Here is a 26084-nt window from a genome sequence, read left to right on the forward strand (position 1 = left end):
CATCGTCACTGCTTGCGCAGCAGGTGCCAGACGGCGATGAACATGGCCGCGACGGCCGGCCCCACGACGAAGCCGTTGATGCCGAGCAGCGCCATGCCGCCGAGTGTCGTGATCATCACCAGGTAGTCGGGCATCCGGGTGTCCTTGCCGATGAGCACCGGCCGCAGCAGGTTGTCCACGACGCCTATCACCAGCACGCCGTAGGCGATCAGCCCGACGCCCTGCCAGAGGGCCCCCGTCAGGAGCAGGTAGCCGGCGACCGGCAGCCACACCAGCGCGGGGCCGACGGCGGGCAGCAGCGACAGGAAGGCCATCAGCACGGCCCACAGCAGGGCACCGTGCACATCGAGGTACCAGAAGGCGATGCCGCCCAGTGCGCCCTGAACGGCCGCGACGACCAGGGTGCCCTTGACCGTCGCGCGCACGACGGCGCTGAAGGTGTCCAGTAGCTCCTGCTTGTGGGCTGGTGCGAGCGGGACCGCGTCCCTCAGCGTACGCACGATGTCCTCGCCGTCGCGGATCAGGAAGAAGGCGAGGTACAGCATGACGAACAGGCCGACGACGAATTCGAAAGTGTCCTGCCCGATGTTCAGCGCCTGGGTCGCGAGGAAGCGGCTCGCCTGCGTCAATGCAGTGGTCAAGCGCTGCTGCAGGGCATCGAAGTCGGCGAGCCCGACGCGATCGAGCAGCGCTGTCATCCACGCCGGCAGCGCCTCGAATGCGCCGCGCAGCGAGGCAGCGACATTCACCTCGCCCGACTGCACGCGCTGGACCACTCCCGCCGCTTCGCGCGCCAGCGACGTTGCGACGATGGCCGACGGAATGACCACGATCAGCAGCGCCAGCAGCAGTGTCACCAGCGCCGCCGGCGTTCGGCGGCGTCCGAGCCGGGCCAGCAGGCGACGATGCACGGGTTCGAACAGCAGCGCCACGATCGCGGCCCACAGGATGGCGCCGTAGAAGGGCAGCAGGATCCATCCAAGACCGACGGACACGGCGATGACCAGCACCCAGAGTGTCCGGTTCTCGCGGGTGGCGGAGGTGCTGGGGTCGGATGGCTTCATCGAAGTTCACTGGAGCAAGTCGTCCTCCCGGCCACCGCCTCCGCGGCCCGGCCCGATCGCCAGGACGCCGCCAACGCGCGCGGCCTAGAACCGCATCTTCATGCCCAGGCCCAGCGCCCACACCGCCTGGCGCCGGGCGGCAGCATCCGGACGGGCCCAGAAGCGGCCGACGATCAGCTCGCCGTGCAGCCAGCTGCGGTGCAGGGGCTGCTGCCAGCGAGTCTGCACGCCCCATTCGCGCACCGCCACGCCCGAGCCGGTGAGGCCGTTGACGATGCCCTCCACCGAGCCCCGGCGTTCCGAGCCGAAATCCTTGATCAGCCCGAGGTCGCTGGACCAGTCGAATTCCTTGCTGCGCTGCGTGATCGTGGCGGCGCTCAACCAGCGCAACGCCAATGTCCGCGAGAACGGTCGCTCGTAGGACAGCGCGGTGGTGGATCCGAGGTGATCGGCCAGGGTCCAGAACAGCGTCTCCCGAAATTCGACCAGTCCGCGCTGCCCCACTGGCCAGCGCTGGTGGAAGCGGGCCTGGGCATAGGGCTTGAGCCCGCCGCGCAGGCCGAGCCGGAAATCCACGTTCTCGCGCCAGTCGTAGCCCAGGCCGGCGAAGAAGCTGCGCTCCGCGCGTCGTTCGGATTGCAGCCGGTCCTGCCGGGTGAAGGCCGCGGGCGTGTCGGTCACCAGTTCGCGCTCGTCGTCGCGGCCCAGGAACAGATACGTGCTGCGCTCGACGTTCGGCAGCCGGAACCGGGCGTTGAAGCGCAGGCTGAACTCGGTGCCCTCGTCGCGGCGATGCAGCAGGTTCAGGACCACGCGGCCGTCGGTCACCTTGCCGCCTTCCTCGAAAGGCCGGTCGCCGAACCAGCTGTCCACGCTGCGCGCCAGCCACTCGGCGGTGGAGCGGACGCTGTCGCGGGCGGCATCGAACACGTCCGGCCCGGTCGCGGCGGGGGCGGTTGGCGACTGCGCCGCCACGGGCGGCGGCCAGGCCGCGACCAGGCACAGCGGCAAGAGGAGCAACCGAGACTTCTGCATGCGCAATGCTCGCGCACTTTTGGGTTGCGCGGGCGGAGGCACGCGGCGCTTTCAGCGCCGGTTGTGCTCAGGACTGCAGCGGACCGCACAGGCAGCCCTGTTCCGCGGCGTCGCAGCCGCAGCGCGGGCCGCAGGCGCACGACGGGCTCGCGGCCACGGCCGGCGGCGCGGTTTGCGCGTGCTGGCAGCCGCAACGGCAGCTGGCGCCGGGGCAGTCGATGCATTGGCACGAAGGGGTGGCGGCAACATTCATGAGGATCTCCTGAGGGGTTGAAACATCGAATCCGGCGGATCCGTGAGTTGAATTCTGGTCATCCGGCCCGTTCGCGACTTGAACGAAACGGCTGTTCTCATAGACTTCGCCGCGAAGGGCAGACGACGCATGGACATGCACCCGCCGATCGAGACCGGCGCCACGGCGTCGCGTCGCCCTGTGGCGGGCGTCGGCCGCGTGCTTCTGTGGAGCGGCGGCAGCCTGTGGATCGGCCGCCAGGCGGGGCGCGTGGAGCGGCATGCGCACCACGCGGTGCAGATCACGCTGGCGCTCGATGCCAGCTTTCGCATGCGCGGCGACGCGGCCGATTGGCACGAGCACCACGGCGCCATCGTGATGCCGCACCACGCGCACCAGTTCGACGGTTGCGGCCACGCGGTGGTGCACCTGTTCGTCGAGCCGGAGGCAGCGCCGGGCAGGGTGCTGCTGCAGCGCCACGCTTCGACCGCCATCGCCGACCTGCCTCGGGACATCGTCGACGCACTGGTGCGTCCGCTGCGCCACGCGCACGCGCAGCGCGCCCACGACGAGACGCTGGTGGCGCTGGCCAGGCAGGCCATTGCCGAGCTCGCCGGGCCGGCGCCCGCGCCGGGCAGCGTCGATCCGCGCATCGGCCGCAGCATCGCGTGGGTGCGCCAGCGGCTCGATGCGCCGTTGTCACTCGCCGATGCTGCCGCCGTCGCCCACCTGTCGCCGAGCCGCTTCCGGCACCTGTTCGTCGCGCAGACCGGCATCTCGTTTCGCGCCTACCTGCTGTGGGCACGCGTGGAGACGGCGGTGGCGGCCGCGATGGCCGGGCAATCGTGGACGGCGGCGGCGCAGCATGCCGGCTTCGCCGACTCCGCGCACCTGAGCCGAACCTGCCGGCGCATGTTCGGCATCGCGCCGGCCACCCTGGTGCGCGAGTAAGCCGCGCGCCGATGGGCCGGTCTCAAGCGCCGAGCACGTGCAGCGCAGCCCGCACGATGCTCGACGCATCGACTTCGAAGAAGCTGCGCAGGGCCGCACGCGTATCGCTGCGCCCGAATCCATCGGTCCCCAGCGTCAGATAGCGCCGGCCTTCGGGCAACCAGGCGCGTACGCTCTCCGCAACGGCTCGCACGTAGTCCGTCGCCGCGACGATGGGCGCATGGCCCGCGCCCAGCTGTCTGGCGATGAACGGCACGGTGACCGGTTCACCGCGCTGCGCGGCAGCGCTGCATGCCGCGCCATCGCGCGCCAGCTCGCTCCAGCTCGTGACGCTGAAGACTTCGGCCGCAATGCCCTGCGCCCCCAGTTGCTGCGCAGCGCGCACCACCTCAGTGAGGATTGCGCCCGAGCCCAGCAGCGTGACTTGCGGCGTGCGACTGTCGGCCGGGAACACGCCAAGGCGATAACAACCGCGCAGCACGTCGTCCGTCACGCCCGGCGGCAGGCTGGGCTGCGCGTAGTTCTCGTTCATCAGCGTGACGTAGTAGAAGACGTCCTTCTGCTCGACCATCATCTCCCGGATGCCGGCATCGACGATCACCGCCATCTCGCCGGCAAACGCCGGGTCGTAGGCCTTGCAGTTCGGGATCGTCGCGGCCACGAGATGGCTGGTGCCGTCCTGGTGCTGCAGGCCCTCGCCGCCGAGCGTCGTGCGACCCGAGGTGGCGCCGAGGAGGAAGCCGCGCGCGCGCTGGTCGGCGGCGGCCCAGATCTGGTCGCCCACGCGTTGAAAGCCGAACATCGAGTAGTAGATGTAGAACGGCAGCATGGCCAGCCCGTGCACGCTGTAGCTGGTGGCCGCCGCGGTCCAGCTGGCGATGGCGCCGGCCTCGCTGATGCCTTCCTCGAGGATCTGGCCGTCGGTGGCCTCGCGGTAGCTGAGGATCGTGTCGATGTCCTCCGGCGCATAACGCTGGCCGACGCTCGAGTAGATGCCGACCTGCTTGAACAGGTTCGCCATGCCGAAGGTGCGCGCCTCGTCGGCGACGATGGGCACGACGCGAGGACCGAGCACCGCGTCCTTCAGCAGTGCGCCGAGCAGGCGCACGAACGCCATCGTCGTGCTCATCTCCTTGCCGTCGGCAGCCAGCGCGAACTGCGCGTAGGCGGCGATGTCGGGCTTGGGCACCACGGCACAGTCCGCTGCTCGCCGCGGCATCGAGCCGCCGAGTTCGTGGCGCCGCGCCTGGAGGTACTGCATCTCCGGGCTGGTGTCGCCCGGCCTGAAGAAGGTGAGCGACGTGGCCTCCTCGTCGCTGAGCGGCAGATTGAAGCGATTGCGGAAGCCGATCAGGTCGGCATCCTCGAACTTCTTGTGCGAGTGCGTGGTCATCCTGCCTTGCCCCGCGCCCATGCCGTAGCCCTTCTTCGTGTGGGCCAGGATCACGGTGGGCTGTCCCCTGTGAGCGGCGGCCGCGGCATAGGCGGCGTGGATCTTCACGATGTCGTGACCGCCGCGCTTCAGGCGGTCGATCTGCTCGTCGGTCATGCCCTGGACGAGTTGGCGCAGCGCTTCGTTCCGGCCGAAGAAGTTGTCCCGATTGAAACGTCCGTCCTTCGCGGCGAAGGTCTGCATCTGGCCATCGACGGTGTCGGCGAGCGCGTGCACCAACGCGCCGCTGGTGTCGCGGGCGAACAGGCCGTCCCAGTCGCTGCCCCACAGCAGCTTGACGACGTTCCAGCCGGCACCGGCGAAGAGTTGCTCGAGCTCGTCGATGATGCGGCCGTTGCCGCGAACCGGCCCGTCCAGGCGCTGCAGATTGCAGTTCACGACCCAGACCAGGTTGTCCAGCTTCTCGCGCGCGGCGAGCGTCAGCGCGCTCATCGACTCGGGTTCGTCCATCTCGCCATCGCCGAACACGCCCCACACCTTGCGCGCGCTGCAATCGAGCAGCCGGCGATCCGTGAGATAGCGCATGAAGCGAGCGTGGTAGATCGAGCTGATCGGGCCGATGCCCATCGAGCCGGTCGGAAACTGCCAGAAGTCCGGCATCAGCCAGGGATGCGGATAGCTGCTCAGGCCGCGTGCGCCTTCGCCCTCGCTGAAGGACGGGGCGCTCAGTTCCTGCCGGTAGTGCTTCAGGTCGTCTTCGCTCAGCCGGCCTTCGAGGAAGGCGCGCGCGTACACGCCGGGCGCGCTGTGCGGCTGGAAGAAGACGAGATCGCCGCCGTGATGCGCGCAGCGCGCATGGAAGAAGTGGTTGAAGCCGGTCTCGAAGAGATCGGCGGCGCTCGCGTAGCTGGCGATGTGGCCGCCGAGCTCACCGTAGGAGTGGTTGGCGCGGACCACCATGGCCAGCGCGTTCCACCGCATCAGCGAAGCCAGCCGCTCTTCGATCGCCAGGTCGCCGGGAAAGGGCGCTTGGGCCTCGACGGCGATCGTGTTCACATAGGGCGTCACCAGCTCGGGTTGCCAGCCGATGCGTTGCTGCCGCGCGAGGCGCGCCAGTTGATCGAGCATCCATCGAGCACGCTGGGGGCCATGGGCGGCGATCAGCGCCTGGAACGCATCGCGCCATTCGGCGGTCTCGCCGGGATCGGCATCGTGCGTGTCGTCGAGCGGATCAGGGTTCATTCGGTTTCGTCACTCCGGATTGATTCCAGCCTTGCGCACGACGTCAGCCCACTGCGTGACTTCGCTGCGCATGAACGTGCGCAGCTCGTCGGGGGTCGATGCTCTCACCTCGATGCCCAGCGTGGTGAGTCGCTCGCGCGTGGCCGGATGGGCCAGCGCTGCGGCCACCTCGCGGTTGAGTCGTTGAACGATCTCGGTCGGCGTCGTTGCCGGTGCCACCAGCGCCCACCATTGGCTGAACACCATGCCGGGAATCCCGGCCTCCGAAGCGGTGGGCACGTTGGGCAGCGCCGCGACGCGGGATGGCCCCGTCACCATCAGCGCCGATATCTTTCCCGCGCCGAGCAGCGGCGCACCGCTGGCCAGCGTCGAGAAATGGCTCGACACCAGGCCCGCGGCGACATCGACCAGGGCTGGCGCAGAACCGCGGTACGGAATGGGATTGATCTTCACGCGCGTCGCTGCGGCGAACAGCTCGCCCGCGAGATGGCTGACGGTGCCGTTGCCGCTGTGCGCCAGCGGCAGCGGCGTGGCGCTGGCCCGTCCGTCCTTGAGGAATTCCTGGATGCCACCGCTGCGGTATTGCGATGCGTTGACGAACAGCAGCAGTGGCGACGTGCCGAGCATCGAGACCGGCGTGAAGTCGCGCAGCAGGTCGTACGGCATCTTGATGAACACCGCGGGCGCGATCGCGTGGGGCAATTCGACGATGGCAATCGTGTGGCCATCGGGTGCCGACCGGGCAGCCGCCTCGGTGCCGATGCGCCCGGAGCCGCCCGAGCGGTTGTCCACCACGACGCTCTGGCCCATGGTTTCGCTCATGTGCTGCGCGACGGCCCGGGCGACGGCGTCGGTGCTGCCGCCGGCCGCCCAGGGCACGATCAGGCGGATGGGTCGGTCGGGGTAAGCGGCTTGAGCGTTGAAAGCGAACAATGAGCCGGCGATAAGCAAGGCCTGGAGCGGGCGGATCGGCATTGACGGTTCCTGGTGGCGGGAATGGGATGGATGGGCTACTGCGCGACATGAAAGCTGTCGCGATCGCCTCGGGCAGTCAGCAGCAGCAGGGCATGGTCCGACGGCGCGATGTCGCCTTGCCTGCGCAGGCTCGCCAGTGCGCCGACACCCGCGCCGGCGCACAGCTCGACCCACAAGCCCTGGGCTGCCAGCTGAGAGACACCCTTGGCGGCTTCCGCGTCATTGACGACGACGGCGCCACCGCCGGATTGGCGGACCGCAAGCTCCTGCTGCAGCGTGACGGTGCTGCCGGCAATCGAGGACTGGGCCGTCAGCCCTTCGAACTCCGATTGAAGCGGAGCACCGGCCAGCACGCGGCTCAAGCGCGGAAAGGGTTCGACCGCCCAGAGCTTCGGCATGTGCGGGATGAGGCCCGCCGCCAGCAAGTCGCGCAGGCCGCTGTGCAGGCCCCAGAGCAGGTCGCCTCGTGCGGTAGGAACGATGATGTGGTCTGGCAGGCAAGCGTCGGCCGCGCACTCGAGCGCCACGGCGCGGTAGGCCTCGACGCAGAAGACCGAGCTGCCAATGGCGGGTACGTGGTAGTTCGTGAGGGCAAATGCGCCCTCGCTTTCGACCTGCCGGCGCACATGTTCCCATCGGTCGCGGCTTCGATCGAATAGCACGCGCTTTGCTCCGAAGCGGGAGAGCGCCCGCACATAGGGCTCGGGCATCTGGCGATACGTCGCGACCTCGCAGCGAAGGCCCGCAACCGCGCAATAGACGGCCGCTGAAACGGCGGCATTGCCGCTCGACGCCAGCACGACGGTGCGCGCGCCGACATCCAGCGCCCGGTTGATGCCCTGTGCCGACATGCGGTCCTTGTGCGAGCCGGTCGGGTTCATCGCCTCGACCTTGGCACTCAGCTGCCGCACGCCCAGCTCGCGCGCCAGCCGCGGAAGGTCCATGCAGGGCGTGTTGCCTTCGGCCAGCGAGATGCCCTGCGTGTACGGCAGCCATGCCCCCCACCTATAACCTGAGCTGGCGGGCTGAAGGGTCTTCGGCAGTGCGCCGTACACGACCTCCAGACTGGCGGGGGTGCCTCGGCCGGCGCATTCCGGGCAGCCCGTGGGCATGTCCTGCAACGGATATCGGCGCGTGCAGCCCATGCAGCGCAGGCCGGCCATCGCATTGCGTCTGATCGAAGCCGGCCTCGCCGCGCTGTCGTCCACAGTCAAGAAGCGCTGATTCATGAGCAGATGGTAGGAACGATCGGCCCTCCTGTGGTCTCGACTCTTCCAACTCTAGAATAAGTGAAACTTATGCGAGGGCACGCTGATGCAGGATCCCAAAGAGGTCAGCGCACGTCAGATCGAAGTCTTTCGCATGGTCATGCGGCTGGGCACGGCCAACCGTGCCGCCGCTGCGCTGCACGTCAGCCAGCCGGCCGTGACACAGATCCTTCAACAGTTCGAAGGCCGATCCGGCCTCAAGCTGTTCGAGCGCCGCAAGGGCAAGCTGGTGCCGACGCCGGAGGCGCATGCCTTGATGGAGGAGGTGGAGCGGGTCTACGAGGGGCTCGATGCGGTGCAGCGCAAGATCCTTGCACTGCAGACGCATGCCGAGACCGTGCTGCGAATCGGCTCACTGCATGCCCTGGCGGCCAGTGTCATGCCGTGGGCGTTGACCGAGTTCCAGCGCAGTTATCCGCGGACCCGATGCCAGTTGCTGGTGGACAGCTCGAGGGGCTTGCGAGAGAGCTTGCTTCAAGGCGCGGTCGACATGGCGTTTCTTGGCGACGAGGCGGACACCAGCGGCCTGATCTCCTCGCTCTTCTACGAGGTAGCGGCCGTGTGCGTCCTGCCTGCGGCCCACCCGATGGCGCGCAGGGCTTCGCTGCAGATTCAGGACCTGCGAGAGGTGCCGCTGGTGGCGCTGTCGCCGCTGGATCCTGCGCAGCGGCGCCTGGAAGCGGCCTTTGCGCAGCAGGGCATCGAACCGCGCTTCGTGATCGAAACCCCCTTCAGCGCGACGCAGTGTGCGCTGGTGCTGGCAGGCGCCGGACTGGCCGTGACGAATCCGCTGGTGGCGCGAGAGTTCGTCGCGCTCGGCCTGCGCTGCATTCCGCTGGCGTTCGAACTGCACTTTCGTGCGCTGCTGGCTTTCAATCCCCGCCTGCCCCAGTCACGCGCGGCGCAGGAGTTCGTCAGCCTGTGCCGCCGAGAGGTCACCCTGCGCGTCCGACCCGCGTGGAGCATGGTGGGCTGACGACCTGACTCGCCGTCGTTCGGTGAGATCGGCCGCGTGTGCGGTCGCGCCGCTTGATTGACTTTTGCTCAATCGAAGTCGCCGCAAATCTCGTTTGTGAATCGAGCTGCTGGAAACAAGACTAGCAGCACGCCACCGATTCACCCCCGCAACGAGAGACCCCGCCCCATGCCCGAACTGTCCTATCCCCTGTGGAGCACCGGACCCGAAGCCGCGCTGCTCGCCTCGCGCGATGTCGCCACCGGCGAGATCGTGTTCCCTGCGTTGCCTGCCGAGGCACCACTGGCGCATCGGCACGAGACCGTGCCCGTCGCCGACATCGGCTGCGTCTACAGCTACACGGTGATCCACCCCGGTGCGAAGACCGGCCTGGCGCCTTACGCGCTCGGCTTCGTCGACTTCCCCGGGCCGGTGCGCATCTTCGGCCGCCTGGTCGGTGCGGCGCGCCCGGTGATCGGCGCGCGCTACCGAGCGCGTCCCGACGCGAGCTTCGGCTACGTCTTCACCACTGTCGGCTCCTGAGCCTCGCCACTCACCCCACCGGAAGACATCCATGCAAGACATCCACATCACCGGCGGCGCCATGACGCGCTTCGGCCGCCACCCCGGCGTGTTGGCGCCCGAGCTCGCGCAGCAGGCGATCCTGAAGGCCCTGGCCGACGCCGGCGTCGGCGTGGGCGACGTGCAGGCGATCTACTGCGCCAACGTGCTCGGCGGCATGATCCTCGGCCAACTCGTGGTGCGCGACCTCGGCTTCCGCGGCATCCCGGTCTACAACGTCGAGAACGCCTGCGCCAGCGGCGCCACCGCGGTGCACCTGGCGCGCCACGCGCTGATGGCCGGGCAATACGACACGGTGCTGGTGTTCGGCATCGAGCAACTGACCGCGCTCGGCGGCGGCACCATCCCGCTGCAGCGCAACGACCACAAGACCGAGCTCTATGCCCGCGCCGGCATGGTGCTGCCGGCCGTCTACGCGATGCGCGGAACGCGCTTCCTGCACGAGCGCGATGCGCAGCCGGCCGACCTGGCGGCCGTGGCGGTGAAGAACCGGCACCACGGCTCGCTGAACGAATACGCGCAGCAGCGCAGCGAGACCACGATCGACGAGGTGCTGGCCTCGCGAATGATCGCCGACCCGCTGACGCTGTTGCAGTGCTGCCCGTCGCAGGTCGATGGTGCCGCCGCCGTCGTGCTCAGCACGCGCACCGATCGCGTGGCGACGCGGCCGGTGAAGCTGCTGTCGTCGGTGGTCGTCTCGGGCCTGCGCGAGCGCGCCGACGACGACATCCTCGATGCCGAGATCACCGCGCGTGCGGCAGCCCAGGCCTACGAACAGGCCGGCGTCGCGCCGTCGGATGTCGATGTCGTCGAGCTGCACGACGCCTTCACGATCGCCGAGCTGCTGTACTACGAGGCGCTGCAGCTCGCGCCGCGCGGCGACGCGGTGGCGCTGCTGAAGTCGGGCGCAACCCGGCTCGGCGGCCGCGTGCCGGTGAACCCCAGCGGCGGGCTGCTGGCCAAGGGGCATCCGCTGGGGGCCACCGGCGTCGCGCAAATGGTCGAGGTGATGTGGCACCTGCAGGGCCGCGCCGGTACGCGCCAGGTCGCGGGCGCGCGCATCGGGCTGACGCAATGCACCGGCGGCGGCATCGCCGGCGTCGACCACGCCGCGTCTTCGGTCCACCTGCTGGGAGTCTGAGCATGAGCACGCAGAACCAACGATTCAACGCCGGCGAAGTCGCCGTGGTGACCGGCGCCGCGCGCGGCATCGGCCTGGGCATCGCCCAGCGCCTCGCGCAGGAAGGCCTCACCGTCGCGCTGCTGGACCGCGATGCCGCGGCGCTCGACGAGGCCGTTGCCGCGCTGCAGGCCGACGGCCACCGCGCGCTCGGCGTCACGGTCGACCTGACCGACGCCACGGGTGTCAACGATGCGATCGCCCAGGTGCTGCAGCAGGCCGGCCGCATCGACCACCTGGTCAACAACGCCGGCGCGGTGCGCGACAAGCGCTTCCTGAGCATGACAGACGAGGACTGGGACCTGGTGATCAACACCAATCTGCGCTCGCAGTTCCTGTGCTGCCGCGCGGTGCTGCCCGGCATGGTCGAGCGGCAGTCCGGACGCATCGTCAACATCTCGTCGCGCGCCTGGCTGGGCGGTTTCGGCCAGGCCAACTACGCGTCCGCCAAGGGCGGCGTGGTGAGCCTGACGCGCTCGCTCGCGATCGAGTTCGCCGCCAAGGGCGTGACGGTCAACGCCGTGGCGCCCGGCATCGTCGACACGCCGCTGTTCCGCAACTTCGCGCCCGAGGTGCAGGCCCGGCTCAAGGACTCGGTGCCGGTGCGGCGCATCGGCAGCGCCGACGACATCGCCAACGCGGTGGTCTTCTTCCTCGACCCGATGGCCTCGTACGTCACCGGCCAGACGCTGTACGTCTGCGGTGGCCGCAGCCTGTCGTCGCCGAGCGTGTGAGGGGAGGTCGAATGATGAACTCCATCCGATTCGACGCGCAGGACGGCGTCGGGATCATCACGATCGACCGGCCCGATGCGATGAATGCACTCGGCATCGAGACGCTGCGCGCGCTGCGGGCCGCGCTGGTCGAGCTGCGCGACCGCAGTGACCTGCGCGTCGCCGTGCTCACCGGCGCCGGCACGCGCGCGTTCTGCGCCGGCGCCGACCTCAAGGGCACGCGCGCTTCGCCCGCCTCGTATGCCGAAGCCGTGTTCCGCAGCACCGAGGCCGCGGCGGACCTCGGCCTGTACATCCGGCTGATGGACCTGGCCGAGCTGGGCCTGAACAAGCCGATGATCGCGGCGATCAACGGCCACTGCCTCGGCGCGGGCCTGGAGCTGGCGCTGCAGTGCGACCTGCGCATCGCGTCGGCCACTGCGCAGTTCGGCTTGCCGGAAGCACGCGTCGGTTCGATCCCGGCCGTCGGCGGCCTGCATCGGCTGCTGAGGGCGGTGCCGCCGGCGCATGCGATGCAGATGGCCCTGACCGGCGAACGCATCGGCGCCGCGCACGCGCAGCACATCGGCCTGGTCAGCGAGGTGGTCGAGCCGGCAGCGCTGCTCGACCGTGCGCTCGCGCTCGCCGCCGCCATCGCGGCCAACGCGCCGCTGGCGGTGCAGGCGATCAAGCGGCTGTCGCGGCAGACGCTGCATTTGAGTGATAGCGATGCACAGCAGCTCACCGAGCTGACCTGGGGCGCGCTGCGGGATACGCAGGACCGGATCGAAGGGCGCCAGGCCTTCGCCGACAAGCGGGCGCCGGTGTTCGCCGGACGCTGAATCGATCATTGCCTTCGAAGGATCACCATGAACTCTCTCCGACTCCCGCGACGGAACGTCGTGCTTGCCGCGGCCCTGCTGGCTGGCGTCGCCGCCGCACCGGCGCTCGGCCAGTCCACCTTTGCGCAACAGAAGCCGATCACGCTCGTCGTGCCGTTCGCCCCCGGCGGCGGCAACGACATCCTGGCCCGGGCCCTTGCGCCGCGCATGGCGCAGCTGCTGGGCCAGACCATCGTCATCGAGAACAAGCCCGGGGCCGGCGGCAACATCGGCGCCGACCAGGTGGCCCGCGCGGCACCCGACGGCCACACGCTGGTCATCGCGTCGAGCCAGGTGACGATGAATCCGTTCCTCGACATGAAGGTGCCCTTCCGCATCGAGCACGACTTCGAGCCGGTCGGGCTGATCGCGTCGGTGCCGCTGCTGCTGGTGGCCCATCCGCAGCAGCCCTACAAGACCTTGCCGGAGTTCCTGGCCTACACCCGCTCCAACCCCGGCAAGTTGAGCTACAGCAGCCCCGGCAACGGCACGCCGCAGCATCTGGCCGGCGAGGTGTTCGCCAAGCTCGCCAAGGCCGAGATGCTGCACGTGCCGTACCGCGGCACCGGCCCGTCGATCTCGGACCTGGTGGCCGGACAGGTGCAGATCTCGTTCGCGACCTATGCGTCTGCGGCGCCCTTCGTGCAATCGGGCAAGCTGCGCGCGATCGGTGTGGCCGGCCAGAAGCGCTCGGCGCTGATGCCCGAGCTGCTGACCTTCGGCGACGCGGGCATGAAGAACTACGAAGCCAGCCTCTGGTACAGCCTGCTGGCCCCGGCGAAGACGCCGAAAGCGGTGGTCGACAAGCTCAACACGGCGATGGTCTCAGCACTCCAGGATCCGGCGGTGAGCCGGCAGCTCGCGCAACAGGGTTTCGAGACGCAGAGCTCGACGCCGGCAGCGCTCAAGACCTTCATCGCCAGCGAACTGCAGCGTTGGGAACGCGTCATCAAGGACCACCAGATCAAGGTGGCGCCATGAGTGCCGCGCTGCTGGATGGTGTCGCCGATGTCGCTGCAGCGGCCGACAACCCGCTGCTGCAGCACCTGGCGATCCGGCTCGTCGATATCGCCGCCGGACGGGCGAGCTTCGAGCTCGACGTGCAGCCGCGCCACCTGAACCGCCAGCGCAAGCTGCAAGGCGGCGTGGTCGCGACCTTGCTCGACGCGGCCTGCGGGTACGCCGGCCTGGTGGCAGCCGATGGCGACGCGCTCGGTCATGCGGTGACCGTGACGCTGAACATCAACTACCTCGCGAGCGCGGGCGTTGGCCGGCTGCGCGCCACGGGCCGCGTGACGCGCCGCGGCCGCTCGCTGTATTTCGCCAGCGGCGAATTGGTCGACTCGTCCGGCCAGCTGATTGCGACCGCGCAGGGCGCGTTCAAGCGCAGCGCCCATCCCACGGAGGCTTGAACACGATGTTGCGCCACGCACTGGACGGCCTGACGGTCGTCGACTTCACGCAGATCGGGGCCGGCCCGACCTGCACGATGCTGCTCGCCGACATGGGCGCGCGGGTCATCAAGATCGAGGCGCCCGAAGGTGAGCTTGGCCGCGGCCTCGGACCCGGCTGGATCGGCGACGACTCGGCGCTGTTCCATGCCTTCAACCGCAACAAGCTCGGCGTCGCGCTGGACCTGAAATCCGGTTCCGGGCTGGCGGCGGCGCGGCGGCTGATCGCCCAGGCCGACGTGCTGGTCGAGAGCATGCGGCCCGGCGTCATGGACCGCCTGGGCCTGGGCTTCGAGGCGCTGGTGGTCGAGCATCCGGCGCTGATCTACTGCTCGATCTCGGCCTACGGGCAGCGTGGGCCATACGCCGGGCGCGCCGGGGTCGACGGCATCATCCAGGCCGACTCCGGACTGATGAGCCTGATCGGCACCGAAGGCGCCGAGCCGTGCAAGGTTCAGGCGCCCGTGGTCGACGTGATGACGGGTTATGTTGCCGTGATGGCGGTGCTGGCGAAGCTGGCGCAGCGTGCGCGCGACGGGCAGGGAGGCCAACTGGACGTGAACCTGCTGAACAGCGCGCTGGCGCTGCAGCAGTCGTCGATCACCAGCTATTGCGCCGACGGCCGTCTGCCCGAGCGCACGGGCAGCGCCGCGCCGTACGCGGCGCCGAATCAGGCCTTCCGCACGAGCGATGGCTGGTTGATGATCGCTGCCTACATGCCCGAGCGCTGGGTCCGGCTGTGCGAGCTGCTCGGCCTGCCACACCTGGTGAGCGATCCCCGTTTCGCGAGCTCCCCGTCGCGGGTCGCCCATCGGCACGACATGGTGACGCTGCTGACCGAGGTGCTGCAGACGCGGACGACCGACGAGTGGCTGCCGCTGCTGCGCGGCGCCGACATCCTGTGCGCGCGCGTCGCCGGCTACGACGACCTGCTCGAGCATCCGCAAGTGGCGGCCAACGCGATGCTGGCAGAGGTGAACCATCCGCAGCATGGCCGGCTGCGCATGCCGGGCTTTCCGGTCGACAGTGCGACGTCCAATGCGCAAGCCCATCGCCCGGCGCCGGCCTGCGGCGAACACACGCGAGAGGTCCTGCACGCGGCAGGCTTCGACGAGGACGAGATCCAGGTGCTGCAGCAGGCGCGAGCGGCTCATTGCACCGCAGCTTGAGATTTGCTCAAGCGAAGCGGGCCGCGAACTCGATTGAAGCGACGTCGGCGGCTGCCTAGAGTTGAACGCAAGGGCCAGCAGCGGCCCGGTTCAACCAGGAGCAGCACCATGACCCGCGCCAGCACCGAACACACCTACGAACTGCGCTTCGATGACCTCTTCGTCGCCGGCCGCGGCTATGTCTTCCCCTGCGACGCGCAAGGCCGGGTCGACATGAACACGCTCAGCGATCGGGCACGCAACAACTACCTCTACGCGCGCGCCGTGGTCGGGCGGGCGACGGCACGGCCGGCGGTGCGTCAGGTCCTGAACTGATCGAGCAGCCAGGTGCGGAAGGTCGCCATGTTGGCGCTCTCCTCGCGGTGGCTCGGTGTCAGCAGGTAGTACGTGAAGTCGCCCATGTCCACCGTCTTGCGAAACGGCTGCACGAGCCGGCCATCCTCCAGATCCTTGGCGACGAGAAAGAGCTGCGCGATCGCCAGCCCCTGGCCCTCGATGGCGGCGGCATACGCCATCGCCGAGCTCTCGTAGGTCATGCCGGCACGGGCATCGACGCTGTTGCCGGCGCCGGCGGCTTCCAGCCACGTGGCCCAGTCGTCCGGCCGGGCGATCGAGTGCAGCAGCGTGTGGCGGGCCAGGTCGGCCGGCTTCTTCAGCTTCGGGCCGGACTGCAGCAGCGCCGGGCTGGCCACCGGAGACAGGATGTTCGGGACCAGCCGGTGGCTGTGTGCGCCGGCAAACCGGCCATCGCCGAGGCGGATCGCGCCGTCGATGTCTTCCTTGCGGAAATCCACCGGCTCGAGCGATGCCTTCAACAACACCTCGATGTCGCGATGCGCTGCATGGAAGCCCGACAGGCGCGGAATCAGCCAGCGCATCGCGAAGGTGGTGTAGGCGCGTATCTTCAATTGCTTGCGCTGCCGGGTCCGCGTCAGCTTGCGCGTTGCGTCGCGCATCAGGTCGAGCGCCGCGGTGATGCTGCGGTAGTAGTCGGCGCCTTTGCGAGTGAGTGTGATCTCCCGATGCCCACGCTCGAACAGCGGCAGGCCGAGCGCCTCTTCCAGGCTCTTGATCTGTCGGCTCACGGCGCCGGCGGTGACGTGCAGTTCGTCAGCGGCCAGCGTGATGCTCAGGTGCCGCGCAGCGGCTTCGAAGGCTCGCAGGGCGTTGAGCGGCGGGAGGCGGTCCATGCGACAACGTAGCGCTCGATCGACCGGGGTTCAATCGGGACAAGCCGCGAGCAGGCGCGCGGCGTTTGTCACGCGCGCGCTACACGGCGTTCACACGACGTTGCGCGATGACAAGCTGGGTTGCGGGAGCAGTTGCACAGCCTGCCTAGAGTTGTCTCCATCGAAGCACGAACGCACCGGAGACCAACATGCCGACCATCTCGACGACGAGCGCGCAGACCGGCTACGAGCTGCGTTTCCAGTCGCTGTTCCAGGCCGGACGCGCTCTCGCGTTCCCGTGCGATGCCGACGGCCACGTCGACATGGATGCGCTGAGCCGCCGCGCGCTGAACAACTACCTGTTCGCCCGCACGCTGATCGGCCGCGACTTCGGCTCGCCGATGGTCAGCCCGATCCTGCACTGAGACTGCTGCGGGGCCTTTCTGTTGCGGGGAAGGGGGGTCAGGCCGGCGGCGCGGTGGCGGCCAGGCGGGCACGCAACTCGGTCTTCAGCACCTTGCCGTAGTGGTTCTTCGGCAGCGCATCGACGAAGTGGTATTCCTTCGGCCGCTTGAAGCGGGCGATGTGCTGCTGACACAGCGCGTCGAGCGCCGTGCTTTCCAGCACCGCCCCGGGCCGTGCGACGATGAAGGCGACGACGACCTCGCCCCACTCGGCATCACGCCGGCCGATCACCGAGACCTCGGCCACCGCCGGGTGGCGCAGCAGCACCTCCTCGACCTCGCGCGGGTAGATGTTCGAGCCGCCACTGATGATCACGTCCTTCGAACGATCGCGCAGCGTCAGGAAGCCGTCGCCGTCGAGGCTGCCGACGTCGCCGGTGTGCAGCCAGCCTTCGCGCAGCGCCTGCGCCGTGGCCGCCGCGTCGCGCCAGTAACCCGCCATCACGCTGTCGCCGCGGACGATCACTTCGCCGGTGCTCTGCGGCGGCAGCGCGTGGCCGTCGCCATCGACGATGCGCACCTCGACCGCCGATTGCGCGACGCCGACCGACGCCAGCCGCTCCAGGTGCTGCGGATGTGCCGTGTCGCTGAAGTGCGCGCGTGCGAGCGCGGTGATCGTCATCGGGCTCTCGCCCTGGCCGTAGATCTGCACGAAGCGCGGGCCCAGCACCTGCAGCGCGCGCCGGATGTCCTCCAGGTACATCGGGCCGCCGCCGTAGACGATGGTCTTCAGCCCGGCGCCGTGCTCGCCGGCCGCGGCGGCGTGTTCGACCAGGCGGCGCACCATCGTCGGCGCGGCGAACATCGAGATGCCGCGCAGGCGTCGGCCCAGCGCCAGGATCTCCGCCGGGTCGAAGCCGCGCGACTCCGGCACCACATGCCGCGCCGCCGCCAGCACGTGCGGCAGGCAGTACAGGCCCGCGCCGTGCGACATCGGCGCCGCGTACAGCGCGCTGTCCTGCGGCCGCACCGTGTCGACGTCGCTGAAGTAGCACAGCGTCATCGTCAGCAGGTTGCGGTGCGTGAGCATCACGCCCTTCGGGTGGCCGGTGGTGCCCGAGGTGTAGAACAGCCACGCCAGGTCGCCCGGGGCGCGCTCGAGCGGTGCGTCGATGCGCCCGGCCTGCAGCAGCGCCGCGTAGCCGGCCGAGTCGATGTCGATCAGCGCGCGCAGCTCGGGCAGCGGCAGCGCGGCATCGCCCAGCCCGCCGCCGATGTCGCCGCCGATGAAGGCGGCCGACGCGCCGCTGTGGGCGAGGATGTAGTGCGCCTCGCGCGGATGCAGCTTCGGATTGACCGGCACGACGGCCAGGCCCGCCCACCAGCAGCCGAACAGGATCTCGAGCACCGCTGGATGGTTGTGCGTGAAGAGTCCGACCCGTTCGCCGGGCTGCAGCCCGAGGCGATCGCGCAAGGCGCCTGCCAGCGCGGCGGCGCGCTGCGCGAGGCCCGCGTAGTCGTGCAGCTGCGTGATGCCGAGCAGCACCGCGGGGCGCGCACCGGCGGTCTGCGCGGAGCGCAGCAGCAAGCGTGCGAGGTTCACCTCAAGGCCTCAGTGTCTGACAAAGTCCGAGGGTCCACCCAGCGCCGAGAAGGACGTAGACAGTGCATCAGCCTCCTCGCAGAAGTAACCATTGCGGCCGCGTCGTTTGGCCTCGTAGAGTGCTACATCGGCGCGCCGAAGCAGCTCCGCGTCGTCAGTATCGCCCGCATTCCACAAGGCCACGCCAACGCTGGCCGTGATCTCGCAAAGCTTGCCCGCCAGCGCCGTCGGGGCTCCTAGCGTTTCCACCAGCTTTCCCGCCAGCGTCTTCGCGTTGGTCGCGCTGCGCAGGCCCTCCAGGATGATCGTGAACTGTTCCGGCCAGCCGTACCGCGCGGCCGTTGACGTCGCGCTCCACCACGCGCCAGCGGGCGTGCACCCACAACCAGTCTCCGAGGCGTTTGCGAATCCGGAATTCGGCGTGATACACCAGCACTTCGGCCTTCAGGGTTGCCTTCAGGCTCGCTCGCATCGCATCCAAGTCGTCGGGATGCACAAACGACCGCCACTCTGCGGCTGATGCCGTGGTCTCCACTGCAGGCTCGTCTCGCATCGCCGACGCCTGCGCGTCGTGGTAGATGCGGTCGCCTGCGATGTCCCAGTCGAACAGGGCGAGTCCGGAGCCCTCCAACGCCAGGCTCAGTCGCGTTGGCTTGAATTCGTGCCGATCAATTCAGGGTGGCTGGATGCCACGATCGTTCCGTGTGCATCCAGGACGGACACGGTGCGAACACCGGGCATCGCATCGCTCAGCAACTTGAGTCGGCCCGCGATGACCGCCTTGCCACCGCCGGGCCCAAGGCGTTCGATCTCATCACGGACGCCCGTGAGCGCCTTGTTCGCGCCCTCCAGTTGGCGGATCAGGTTCTGATCGACGACACGAGCCTGGGTCTGGAGGCGGTCACTCTCCTGCGCTCCCAGCGCGTCGCGTTGGCGCTTGAGCGAGACGGACAGGACAGCGCCGAGTAGCACCAGCAAGCCGCCCACGGCCAGCCGCTCGACCCGAAAGCGCCTGGTCCGGATCTCAGCGCGCAGCGGCTGCACTGCCGGCGATCTCGGCGAGGCGCGCTTCGAGCCACTGCGCGTCGGCCGAACCGGGCGGCACCTGCGCCAGCAGGCGGCGCCAATGCTGGGCGGCGCGTGGCTTGTCACCGCGCTTGTAGGCCGCGGTCGCGGCGAGCGACAGCGCCATGCCGTGGTCCGGGTCGATATCGAGCGCCGCGTGCACGAGCTTCAGCGGCTGGCCTTCGATGTCGCCTTGGGCCAGCGTGGCCAGCACATCGGCATAGGCGGCCAGCAGCGCCGGCTCGCGCTGCAGCGGCGCGCCGATGCGCTCGAACGCGGCCTTGGCCTGCGGCATGCGGCCGAGCGCGTGGTACGAGCGCGCCAGCATCGCCCAGCCGGCGCTGTCGCCGGGGTTCTTCTCGAGCTTGGCGGCCAGGCCCGCGACCATGCGCTCGACGTCCGGCGTGCCGGTGGCAGCGGTGCTTTCGGGGCCGGTGGGGCTGGCGGGGCCGGCGGCCATGCCGCGGTGCGTGGCGTCGTCCGGCGCGCCGCGCGCCGCCAGCGCGGGCGGCGCCGCCTGGGCCAGCATCGCGGCCGGCGTGCCGAGCAGCGCGTAGAGGCCGCTCGCACCCAGCGGCAGTGCCAGCGCGAGCAGCAGCATGGTTGCCGCAGGCGTGCCGCGTGCCGCAGGCGTGCCGCGTGCCGCAGCCGCGGCGCCGGTCGCGCCGTTGTCGTCGAGCAGCCGGCGCTGCAATTCGTCGCGCGCTTCGCGCGCATCGGCCGGCGCCAGCACGCCGGCGGCGAGGTCGCGTTCGAGCTCGGCCAGCTGGTCGCGCACCACGGCGACGTTCAATGCCGCGGCGCTGGAGCGGCCGGTGCCGGCGCGTGCCGCCAGCCATGGCCGCAGCAACACCAGCAGCGTGATCGAGATCAGCCCGACCGCGGCAAACAGGAAGGTCCCCATCACGCATCTCCTCGCAGCAGCCGCGCGGCGCGGGCGCGGTCAACGTCGTTCAAGGGCGCCGGCCCGGTGTTTTCGCGGCGGCGCAGGATCGCCACCATCGCACCGGCGCCGATCACCAGCAGCAGCCCCGGTCCTCCCCACAGCAGCCAGGTGCTGGGTTTCAGTGGCGGGCGATAACGCACGAAATCCCCGTAGCGGGTGACGAGGAAGTCCATCACCTCGGCGTCGCTCTTGCCGGCCTTGATCAGCGTGCGGATCTCGCGCCGCAGGTCCTGCGCCAGCTCGGCGCGCGAGCCGGCGAGCGACTCGTTCTGGCACACCAGGCAGCGCAGCTCGTCGGCGATGCCGATCAGGCGCTGCTCGACGGCTTCGTCGTCGGCGAGCGGCTCGGCCGGCTTGGCCGATACGGCCAGTGCGCAGGCGGCCAGCAGCGCTGCGAGCCAAGCGGCCGCCGCGGATCCGGCTCTGCCGGTCCGCTGGCGTGCCTTGCAGGCCGCGCTGGTCCTTGCGGCCCAGCTCCTCGCCAGGCGCGAAAGGTCCACTGGACCTTTCGCGTCCGGGCTCGGCCCCCTCGAGGGGGAGAGGGCGAAGCCCGAGGGGGCATCGCCGAAGGCGCTTCGGGGGTGGGTCATTTCCTTAGCTCCTTGACCAGCGGCATCAGCTTGTCGCGCAGCACCGCTTCGGTCAGCGGGCCGACCTGCTTGAAGCGGATGATGCCGTCGCGGTCGATCAGGTAGGTCTCGGGCACGCCGTAGACGCCGTAGTCCATGCCGGCGCGGCCGTCGCGGTCGACCGCCGACAAGCGGTAGGGATCGCCGTGTTGCGCCAGCAGGCGCTGCGCGTCGGCCGGCGCGTCCTTGTAGTCGAGGCCGACCAGCGGTACGTCGCCGCGCTTGGCCAGTGCCATCAGCACCGGATGCTCCTGGCGGCACGCGCCGCACCACGATGCCCAGACGTTGAGCAGCCAGACCTGGCCGCGCATCGAGGCCGGCGTGAACGATGCCGCGGTGGCCTGCAGCTGCGGCAGCTCGAACAGCGGCGCCTGGCGGCCGATCAGCGGCGAAGGCAGCTCGTGCGGGTCCCTCGTCAGGCCCCGGGCCAGGAAGCCGGCCAGCGCGAGGAACAGCGCCAGCGGGATCAGGTAGCGCTTCATGCGGTGACTCCTTGCGGGACGGCGGCCTCGCGTTGCAGCGTGCGCTTGAGTCGATAGCGCCGATCTGACGCGGCCACCGCGCCGCCCAGCGCCATCAGCACGCAGCCGGCCCAGATCCACGAGACGAAGGGCTTGATGTAGGCCCGCACGCTCCACGCGCCGTGCTCGTCGAGCTTTTCGCCGAGCGAGACGTAGACGTCGCGCGTGAAGCCGCTGTCGATCGCGCTCTCGGTCATCGGCATCTGCGAGGACGCATAGGCGCGCTTCTCCGGCTGCAGCACGCGCAGCACGCGGCCGTCCTGCGCCAGCTCGAGCTCGCCGCGCTGCGCCGTGTAGTTGGGCCCCGGCACGCTCTGCACGCGCAGCATCTTCAGCGTGTAGCCGCCGATCGCCAGCGTGTCGCCGGGCGCCATCTTCACATCCTTCTCGATCTCGTAGCCCTTGACCAGCGTGATGCCGGCCACCAGCACGGCCAGGCCGAGGTGCGCCAGGTGCATGCCCCAGAACGACGCCGGCGGCCGGCCGGCGCGCAGCCGCTCGCGCAGTTGCACCGCGGTGGAGGCGGCGATCCACAAGGCGGCCAGCAGGCCCAGCCCGACCAGCGGCGTCCAGTGGCCCATCGCCACCGGGATGCCGATGGCACCGGCCACCGCCAGCAGCGCGGCCCAGCGCAGCCGGCGCGCCATGTCGCGAGCGTCGAGCCGCTTCCACTTGGCCAGCGGGCCCAGCGCCACCAGCGCCAGCAGCGGCAGCATGATCGGCAGCAGCACGGTGTTGAAGTAGGGCGGGCCGACCGAGAGCTTGCCCAGCCCCAGCGCATCGATGAACAGCGGGTACAGCGTGCCCAGCAGCACCGAGCCGGCGGCCACCAGCAGCAGCACGTTGTTGGCCAGCAGCAGCGTCTCGCGCGAGAGCAGCGCGAACACGCCGCCTGAGCCGACCTTCGGCGCGCGCCAGGCGAACAGCGCGAGCGAGCCGCCGACCACCGCGACCAGGAAGGCGAGGATGAAGACGCCGCGTTTCGGATCGCTGGCGAAGGCGTGCACCGAGGTCAGCACGCCGGAGCGCACGAGGAAGGTGCCCAGCAGCGACAGCGAGAACGCGGTGATCGCCAGCAGCACGGTCCAGTTGCGGAAGACGCCGCGCTTCTCGGTGACGGCCAGCGAATGGATCAGCGCGGTGCCCACCAGCCAGGGCATCAGCGAGGCGTTTTCCACCGGGTCCCAGAACCACCAGCCGCCCCAGCCGAGCTCGTAGTAGGCCCACCACGAGCCGAGGCCGATGCCCAGCGTCAGGTTGAGCCACGCCACTGTCGTCCATGGCCGTGACCAGCGCGCCCACGCGGCGTCCAGCCGGCCGGCCAGCAGCGCCGCGATCGCGAAGCCGAAGGCCACCGAGAAACCGACATACCCCATGTAGAGCATCGGCGGGTGGAACACGAGGCCCGGATCCTGCAGCAGCGGATTGAGGTCACGCCCGTCGGCCGCCGCCGGCAGCAGGCGCTCGAACGGGTTCGAGCTCAGCAGGATGAAGAGCAGGAAGCCGCTGGCCACCAGGCCGAGCACCCCGATCACGCGCGCGACCATCTGATCGGGCAGCTGGCGCGACAGCAGGCTCAGGGCCAGCGTCCAGCCGTTGAGCATCAGCAGCCACAGCAGCAGCGAGCCCTCGTGGCCGCCCCACACGGCGGCGGCGCGGTACAGCGCGGGCAGCTGCGAGTTCGAGTGCTGCGCGACGTAGAGCACCGAGAAGTCGTTGGCCAGGAAGGCCAGCATCAGGCAGCCGAAGGCGAAGGCCACCAGCGCGGCCTGCGCCTGCGCGGCCGGCCGCGCGAGTGCAATCCAGCCGCCGACGCCGCGCTGCGCGCCGACCAGCGGCAGCGTGCCCTGCACCAGCGCAACGAGCAGCGCGAGGATCAGGGCCAGGTGGCCGAGCTCGGTGGTCATGGACGGGCTCCCTTCTTGTGCGCCTGATCAACCGCGTGCTGCGCTTCCGGCGGCATGTAGTTCTCGTCGTGCTTGGCCAGCACCTCGCTGGCGGCGAAGCGGTCGCCAGCGAGGCGACCCTGCACGACGGTGCCTTTGCCCTCGCGGAACAGGTCCGGCAGGATGCCGGTGTAGTGCACCGGGATCTCCTGGGCCGTGTCGGTGACGACGAAGTGCACCGTCATCTGCTCGCGCCGGACGCTGCCCGGCTTGACCAGGCCGCCGACGCGGAACGCGCGGTCCTTCGGCGCCTCGCCGGCGCTGATCTGCGTCGGCGTGTAGAAGAAGGCGACGTTGCTGTTCAGCGCATTGAGCACCAGCGCCGACGCGGCGCTGACGCCGGCCAGGCCGCCGGCGATCAGGGCCAGCCGCAGGTGGCGCGGCTTCATCGCGCGGCTCCGAGGCGGCGCTCGCGCTGCACGGCACGCAGCGCGGCGCGGCGGCGCTGCCGCAGCTGCCACGGCTCGATCAGCATCGCCAGCGCGCAGGCGCCGACGCTGCCCCAGACGTAGAAGGCGTAACCGCCCATCGCGAAGAAGTCGCCGACGCTAAGCCACTGCATGGTGCTGCACCCATTCGGTATGACGCTCGCGCTCGAGGATGATGCTGCGCACCCGGGCCAGCGCGACGGCCACCGAGTACAGCCAGAAGGCCAGTGCCATCAGCAGCATGGCCCAGAGCATGGTCTGCGCCATCGACGGCGAGCGCGTCATCGACACCGACGCGCCCTGGTGCAGCGTGCTCCACCACTGCACCGAGAAATAGATGATCGGCACGTTGACCACGCCGACGATCGCCAGGATCGCGCCGGCCTTGTCGGCGCGCCGCGGCTCGTCGATCGCCGACTGCAGCGCGAGGAAGCCGAGGTACAGGAACAACAGCACCAGCTCCGAGGTCAGCCGCGCGTCCCACACCCACCAGGTGCCCCACATCGGCTTGCCCCACAGCGCGCCGGTCCACAGCGACAGCGCGGCGAACAGCGCGCCGGTGGGCGCCAGCGCCGAGGCCATCATCGACGCCAGCCGGATGTTGAACACCAGCCCCACCGCGGCCCAGAAGGCCATCGCCAGGTAGATGAACATCGACAGCCAGCTCGCCGGCACGTGCACGAAGATGATGCGGTAGCCCTGGCCCTGCTGCGCATCGGTGGGCGCGACGAAGAAGCCGAGCCACAGGCCCGCGGCGGCGAGCACCAGCGCGGCCAGCGCGAACCACGGCTGCAGCCGGCCCGCCAGCGGGTAGAAGCTGCTCGGCGACGAGAAATGGTTGAGTCGCATGCTTGCTCACTCCATCGCAATGCGCAGGGCGGCGGTGGTCGCCCAGGGCGCGAACATCGCGGCCAGCACCAGCATCGCGCCCAGCACCGACCAGTGGGCATTGACCTGCAAACCCGCGATGTACGCGTCCACCGAGCCGGCGCCGAACACCAGCGCCGGCACGAACAGCGGCAGCACCAGCAGCGACAGCACGACGGCCGCGCCGCGCACGCCCAGCGTCAGCGCCGCGCCGATCGCGCCGACCAGGCTCAACAGCGGCGTGCCGATCAGCAGCGAGGTCATCAGCACCAGCAGCTCGTCGCCGTGCAGGCCGAACTGCAGGCCCAGCAGCGGCGCCAGCAGCACCAGCGGCAGGCCGCAGGTGAGCCAGTGCGCCGCCACCTTGCCCAGCACCTGCATCGTGAACGGCTGCGAGGACAGGGCCATCTGCTCGAGCGTGCCGTCGGCATGGTCGGCCGCGAACAGGCGCGGCAGGCCGAGCAGCGTGGCCAGCAGCGCGGCGACCCACAACACGCCGGGCGCGATGCGCCGCAGCTGCTCGGGCTCGGGCCCGATGCCGAGCGGGAACAGGCTGACGACGACGACGAAGAAGAACAGCGTCGTCAGCAGCTCGCTGCGCCGGCGCGTGGCGAGCAGCAGGTCGCGTTGCAGCGCGATCAACGCAGCGTTCACAGTTGCAGCTCCCGGCCGTTCGGCAGCGCCACCGGCTGGTGGCTGGTCAGCACGACGATGCCGCCGCCGGCCAGCTGCTCGCCGATCAGACCGCACAGCAGCACGATGCCCTCGGCATCGAGCGCGGCGAAGGGCTCGTCGAGCAGCCAGAGCGCGGCCGGGCGCAGCAGCAGCCGCGCCAGCAGCACGCGGCGCTTCTGCCCGGCCGAAAGCTGGCGCACCGGCAGCGTCTCGCGGCCGCTCAAGCCGACGCGCCGCAGCGCGGTGACGAGCGCCATCTCGCCGGCGGCCATGCCGTCCAGCGACAGCGCGAGCGCCAGGTTCTCCAGCGCCGTCAGCTCGTCCTTCAGCGCCGCCGGATGACCGAGGTAGACCAGCGCGCGGCGATAAGCGGCGTTGTCCGGTCGCACCTCGTCGCCATACCAGCACACCACGCCGCGATCGGCCGGCGCCAGGCCGGCCAGCGTGCGCAGCAGCGTCGTCTTGCCGGCGCCGTTCTCACCCTTGACGTGCAGCCAGCCGCCGGCGCCGATCGTGAAGCTCAGGCTGTCGAACAACGGGCGTTCGCCGCGGCAGCAGACCAAGTCGGTGGCAGTCAGCATGGTGGGCGTTGGGGTGATCCTTGGGACGCATCATTTCGCCGCTGCGGGGCCGAAGGGTTGATCTCCGTCAAATGCGGGTGGTCGATGTTTTCGGTGGCCGAGGCGGCAAAGCCGGGCGCGGGCTGCGCGGCCCGCACCCGGCTTTGCAGAACCACCGAG

Annotated in this window: 29 protein-coding genes and 1 pseudogene; 11 read left to right on the forward strand and 19 right to left on the reverse strand. The window is 69.9% G+C overall.

From position 1 onward, the window contains the following. Window positions 1–5 precede the first annotated feature (5 nt). Both HLB44_RS28955 and HLB44_RS28960 read right to left on the reverse strand, forming a co-directional pair. A complete protein-coding gene (locus HLB44_RS28955) occupies window positions 6–1064 on the reverse strand; it encodes an AI-2E family transporter (RefSeq protein WP_173131404.1) in 1059 nt (352 codons plus the stop codon). A gap of 84 nt (window positions 1065–1148) precedes the next feature. After that, a complete protein-coding gene (locus HLB44_RS28960) occupies window positions 1149–2105 on the reverse strand; it encodes a hypothetical protein (protein ID WP_173131407.1) in 957 nt (318 codons plus the stop codon). A gap of 376 nt (window positions 2106–2481) precedes the next feature. Here HLB44_RS28960 and HLB44_RS28965 point away from each other — a divergent pair, with 376 nt between their 5' ends. After that, a complete protein-coding gene (locus HLB44_RS28965) occupies window positions 2482–3282 on the forward strand; it encodes a helix-turn-helix transcriptional regulator (RefSeq protein ID WP_173131410.1) in 801 nt (266 codons plus the stop codon). 22 nt (window positions 3283–3304) lie between these two features. Here the strand turns inward: HLB44_RS28965 and mdeB are convergent, their stop codons facing one another. From mdeB to HLB44_RS28980, 3 genes are read right to left on the reverse strand one after another with little or no spacing between them, the layout of a single operon-like run. After that, complete coding sequence (mdeB, locus tag HLB44_RS28970; RefSeq protein ID WP_173131415.1) at window positions 3305–5917, reverse strand: alpha-ketoglutarate dehydrogenase; 2613 nt, start codon at window positions 5915–5917, stop codon at window positions 3305–3307. A gap of 9 nt (window positions 5918–5926) precedes the next feature. Then, complete coding sequence (locus HLB44_RS28975) at window positions 5927–6892, reverse strand: tripartite tricarboxylate transporter substrate binding protein (protein ID WP_173131418.1); 966 nt, start codon at window positions 6890–6892, stop codon at window positions 5927–5929. A gap of 35 nt (window positions 6893–6927) precedes the next feature. Next, window positions 6928–8121 carry a threonine synthase gene (locus tag HLB44_RS28980; RefSeq protein WP_246312529.1) on the reverse strand — a complete coding sequence of 398 codons (1194 nt, stop codon included), beginning with the start codon at window positions 8119–8121 and terminating at the stop codon, window positions 6928–6930. Window positions 8122–8206: 85 nt separating this feature from the next. Here HLB44_RS28980 and HLB44_RS28985 point away from each other — a divergent pair, with 85 nt between their 5' ends. The 9 genes from HLB44_RS28985 to HLB44_RS29025 all read left to right on the forward strand — a co-directional run bounded on the left by HLB44_RS28985 (window position 8207) and on the right by HLB44_RS29025 (window position 15406). Further along, entirely contained in the window at window positions 8207–9136 is a 930-nt protein-coding gene (locus HLB44_RS28985) for a LysR family transcriptional regulator (protein WP_173131421.1), read from the forward strand. Between the two features lie 168 nt (window positions 9137–9304). Then, window positions 9305–9658 carry a Zn-ribbon domain-containing OB-fold protein gene (locus HLB44_RS28990; RefSeq protein WP_173131437.1) on the forward strand — a complete coding sequence of 118 codons (354 nt, stop codon included), beginning with the start codon at window positions 9305–9307 and terminating at the stop codon, window positions 9656–9658. 31 nt (window positions 9659–9689) lie between these two features. Further along, window positions 9690–10838, forward strand: a complete 1149-nt coding sequence (locus HLB44_RS28995) for a thiolase family protein (RefSeq protein ID WP_173131440.1) — start codon at window positions 9690–9692, stop codon at window positions 10836–10838. A gap of 2 nt (window positions 10839–10840) precedes the next feature. Further along, the gene (locus HLB44_RS29000; protein ID WP_173131442.1) at window positions 10841–11611 is read left to right on the forward strand and encodes an SDR family NAD(P)-dependent oxidoreductase; all 771 of its coding nucleotides are present in this window, start codon (window positions 10841–10843) and stop codon (window positions 11609–11611) included. Between the two features lie 14 nt (window positions 11612–11625). Then, on the forward strand, window positions 11626–12432 hold the full coding sequence (locus HLB44_RS29005) for an enoyl-CoA hydratase/isomerase family protein (RefSeq protein ID WP_173131444.1): 807 nt from the start codon (window positions 11626–11628) through the stop codon (window positions 12430–12432). Between the two features lie 27 nt (window positions 12433–12459). After that, window positions 12460–13452, forward strand: a complete 993-nt coding sequence (locus tag HLB44_RS29010) for a tripartite tricarboxylate transporter substrate binding protein (protein WP_173131447.1) — start codon at window positions 12460–12462, stop codon at window positions 13450–13452. Further along, complete coding sequence (locus tag HLB44_RS29015) at window positions 13449–13883, forward strand: PaaI family thioesterase (RefSeq protein WP_173131450.1); 435 nt, start codon at window positions 13449–13451, stop codon at window positions 13881–13883. The genes HLB44_RS29010 and HLB44_RS29015 overlap by 4 nt, the downstream gene beginning before the upstream one ends. A 5-nt stretch (window positions 13884–13888) precedes the next feature. Then, entirely contained in the window at window positions 13889–15091 is a 1203-nt protein-coding gene (locus tag HLB44_RS29020; protein ID WP_173131453.1) for a CaiB/BaiF CoA transferase family protein, read from the forward strand. A gap of 108 nt (window positions 15092–15199) precedes the next feature. Continuing rightward, window positions 15200–15406: a hypothetical protein gene (locus HLB44_RS29025; protein WP_173131457.1), complete on the forward strand. Its 207-nt coding sequence runs from the start codon at window positions 15200–15202 to the stop codon at window positions 15404–15406. Here HLB44_RS29025 and gcvA read toward each other — a convergent pair. Further along, a complete protein-coding gene (gene gcvA / locus HLB44_RS29030; protein ID WP_173131460.1) occupies window positions 15391–16281 on the reverse strand; it encodes a transcriptional regulator GcvA in 891 nt (296 codons plus the stop codon). The genes HLB44_RS29025 and gcvA overlap by 16 nt on opposite strands. Before the next feature lie 188 nt (window positions 16282–16469). Between gcvA and HLB44_RS29035 the strand changes: the two genes are divergently transcribed. Further along, window positions 16470–16685 (forward strand): hypothetical protein, encoded by a 216-nt coding sequence (locus tag HLB44_RS29035; protein ID WP_173131463.1) that lies wholly within the window; start codon window positions 16470–16472, stop codon window positions 16683–16685. Window positions 16686–16722: 37 nt separating this feature from the next. On the opposite strand, the gene HLB44_RS29040 is transcribed toward HLB44_RS29035, so the two are convergent. The 13 genes and pseudogenes from HLB44_RS29040 to ccmA form a co-directional block, all read right to left on the reverse strand. Further along, window positions 16723–18267, reverse strand: a complete 1545-nt coding sequence (locus HLB44_RS29040) for an AMP-binding protein (RefSeq protein WP_173131466.1) — start codon at window positions 18265–18267, stop codon at window positions 16723–16725. Window positions 18268–18276: 9 nt separating this feature from the next. Then, on the reverse strand, window positions 18277–18693 hold the full coding sequence (locus HLB44_RS38400) for a diguanylate cyclase domain-containing protein (protein WP_173131912.1): 417 nt from the start codon (window positions 18691–18693) through the stop codon (window positions 18277–18279). Further along, window positions 18590–18898, reverse strand: a pseudogene (locus HLB44_RS38405) (PAS domain-containing protein); the annotation flags it as partial. The gene HLB44_RS38400 and the pseudogene HLB44_RS38405, both read right to left, overlap by 104 nt. 8 nt (window positions 18899–18906) lie before the next feature. Continuing rightward, a complete protein-coding gene (locus HLB44_RS29050) occupies window positions 18907–19311 on the reverse strand; it encodes a PDC sensor domain-containing protein (protein WP_173131469.1) in 405 nt (134 codons plus the stop codon). After that, complete coding sequence (gene ccmI / locus HLB44_RS29055; protein WP_173131483.1) at window positions 19292–20236, reverse strand: c-type cytochrome biogenesis protein CcmI; 945 nt, start codon at window positions 20234–20236, stop codon at window positions 19292–19294. Before ccmI ends, HLB44_RS29050 begins: the two co-directional genes overlap by 20 nt. After that, window positions 20236–20778: a cytochrome c-type biogenesis protein gene (locus HLB44_RS29060; RefSeq protein WP_343051613.1), complete on the reverse strand. Its 543-nt coding sequence runs from the start codon at window positions 20776–20778 to the stop codon at window positions 20236–20238. Before HLB44_RS29060 ends, ccmI begins: the two co-directional genes overlap by 1 nt. A gap of 86 nt (window positions 20779–20864) precedes the next feature. Continuing rightward, a complete protein-coding gene (locus HLB44_RS29065) occupies window positions 20865–21389 on the reverse strand; it encodes a DsbE family thiol:disulfide interchange protein (RefSeq protein ID WP_173131486.1) in 525 nt (174 codons plus the stop codon). After that, entirely contained in the window at window positions 21386–23335 is a 1950-nt protein-coding gene (locus HLB44_RS29070) for a heme lyase CcmF/NrfE family subunit (RefSeq protein ID WP_173131489.1), read from the reverse strand. The genes HLB44_RS29065 and HLB44_RS29070 overlap by 4 nt, the downstream gene beginning before the upstream one ends. After that, on the reverse strand, window positions 23332–23763 hold the full coding sequence (gene ccmE / locus HLB44_RS29075; protein WP_173131492.1) for a cytochrome c maturation protein CcmE: 432 nt from the start codon (window positions 23761–23763) through the stop codon (window positions 23332–23334). Before ccmE ends, HLB44_RS29070 begins: the two co-directional genes overlap by 4 nt. Next, the gene (gene ccmD, locus HLB44_RS29080) at window positions 23760–23936 is read right to left on the reverse strand and encodes a heme exporter protein CcmD (RefSeq protein ID WP_173131495.1); all 177 of its coding nucleotides are present in this window, start codon (window positions 23934–23936) and stop codon (window positions 23760–23762) included. Before ccmD ends, ccmE begins: the two co-directional genes overlap by 4 nt. Next, window positions 23923–24651, reverse strand: a complete 729-nt coding sequence (ccmC, locus tag HLB44_RS29085) for a heme ABC transporter permease CcmC (RefSeq protein ID WP_173131508.1) — start codon at window positions 24649–24651, stop codon at window positions 23923–23925. The genes ccmD and ccmC overlap by 14 nt, the downstream gene beginning before the upstream one ends. Window positions 24652–24657: 6 nt before the next feature. After that, window positions 24658–25323, reverse strand: coding sequence for a heme exporter protein CcmB (gene ccmB, locus HLB44_RS29090; protein ID WP_173131511.1), 666 nt, complete (start codon window positions 25321–25323; stop codon window positions 24658–24660). After that, window positions 25320–25925 carry a cytochrome c biogenesis heme-transporting ATPase CcmA gene (ccmA, locus tag HLB44_RS29095; RefSeq protein ID WP_173131514.1) on the reverse strand — a complete coding sequence of 202 codons (606 nt, stop codon included), beginning with the start codon at window positions 25923–25925 and terminating at the stop codon, window positions 25320–25322. Before ccmA ends, ccmB begins: the two co-directional genes overlap by 4 nt. Between the last annotated feature and the right edge of the window lie 159 nt (window positions 25926–26084).

The sequence above is a fragment of the Pseudaquabacterium terrae genome (genome assembly GCF_013266755.1).
GTDB lineage: Bacteria > Pseudomonadota > Gammaproteobacteria > Burkholderiales > Burkholderiaceae_C > Pseudaquabacterium > Pseudaquabacterium terrae.

Bases quoted from the DNA above. Each gene is read 5' to 3' on its own strand.
- HLB44_RS29005 (WP_173131444.1), top strand. From the start codon at position 11,626: ATGAACTCCATCCGATTCGACGCGCAGGACGGCGTCGGGATCATCACG.
- HLB44_RS29065 (WP_173131486.1), bottom strand. From the start codon at position 21,389: ATGAAGCGCTACCTGATCCCGCTGGCGCTGTTCCTCGCGCTGGCCGGC.
- ccmI (WP_173131483.1), bottom strand. From the start codon at position 20,236: ATGGGGACCTTCCTGTTTGCCGCGGTCGGGCTGATCTCGATCACGCTG.
- HLB44_RS29015 (WP_173131450.1), top strand. From the start codon at position 13,449: ATGAGTGCCGCGCTGCTGGATGGTGTCGCCGATGTCGCTGCAGCGGCC.
- HLB44_RS29025 (WP_173131457.1), top strand. From the start codon at position 15,200: ATGACCCGCGCCAGCACCGAACACACCTACGAACTGCGCTTCGATGAC.
- ccmD (WP_173131495.1), bottom strand. From the start codon at position 23,936: ATGCAGTGGCTTAGCGTCGGCGACTTCTTCGCGATGGGCGGTTACGCC.
- ccmA (WP_173131514.1), bottom strand. From the start codon at position 25,925: ATGCTGACTGCCACCGACTTGGTCTGCTGCCGCGGCGAACGCCCGTTG.
- gcvA (WP_173131460.1), bottom strand. From the start codon at position 16,281: ATGGACCGCCTCCCGCCGCTCAACGCCCTGCGAGCCTTCGAAGCCGCT.
- HLB44_RS28985 (WP_173131421.1), top strand. From the start codon at position 8,207: ATGCAGGATCCCAAAGAGGTCAGCGCACGTCAGATCGAAGTCTTTCGC.
- ccmC (WP_173131508.1), bottom strand. From the start codon at position 24,651: ATGCGACTCAACCATTTCTCGTCGCCGAGCAGCTTCTACCCGCTGGCG.
- ccmE (WP_173131492.1), bottom strand. From the start codon at position 23,763: ATGAAGCCGCGCCACCTGCGGCTGGCCCTGATCGCCGGCGGCCTGGCC.
- HLB44_RS29070 (WP_173131489.1), bottom strand. From the start codon at position 23,335: ATGACCACCGAGCTCGGCCACCTGGCCCTGATCCTCGCGCTGCTCGTT.
- HLB44_RS28965 (WP_173131410.1), top strand. From the start codon at position 2,482: ATGGACATGCACCCGCCGATCGAGACCGGCGCCACGGCGTCGCGTCGC.
- HLB44_RS28955 (WP_173131404.1), bottom strand. From the start codon at position 1,064: ATGAAGCCATCCGACCCCAGCACCTCCGCCACCCGCGAGAACCGGACA.
- HLB44_RS28995 (WP_173131440.1), top strand. From the start codon at position 9,690: ATGCAAGACATCCACATCACCGGCGGCGCCATGACGCGCTTCGGCCGC.
- HLB44_RS29035 (WP_173131463.1), top strand. From the start codon at position 16,470: ATGCCGACCATCTCGACGACGAGCGCGCAGACCGGCTACGAGCTGCGT.
- HLB44_RS29020 (WP_173131453.1), top strand. From the start codon at position 13,889: ATGTTGCGCCACGCACTGGACGGCCTGACGGTCGTCGACTTCACGCAG.
- HLB44_RS29000 (WP_173131442.1), top strand. From the start codon at position 10,841: ATGAGCACGCAGAACCAACGATTCAACGCCGGCGAAGTCGCCGTGGTG.
- HLB44_RS28975 (WP_173131418.1), bottom strand. From the start codon at position 6,892: ATGCCGATCCGCCCGCTCCAGGCCTTGCTTATCGCCGGCTCATTGTTC.
- HLB44_RS28990 (WP_173131437.1), top strand. From the start codon at position 9,305: ATGCCCGAACTGTCCTATCCCCTGTGGAGCACCGGACCCGAAGCCGCG.
- mdeB (WP_173131415.1), bottom strand. From the start codon at position 5,917: ATGAACCCTGATCCGCTCGACGACACGCACGATGCCGATCCCGGCGAG.
- HLB44_RS29010 (WP_173131447.1), top strand. From the start codon at position 12,460: ATGAACTCTCTCCGACTCCCGCGACGGAACGTCGTGCTTGCCGCGGCC.
- HLB44_RS28980 (WP_246312529.1), bottom strand. From the start codon at position 8,121: ATGAATCAGCGCTTCTTGACTGTGGACGACAGCGCGGCGAGGCCGGCT.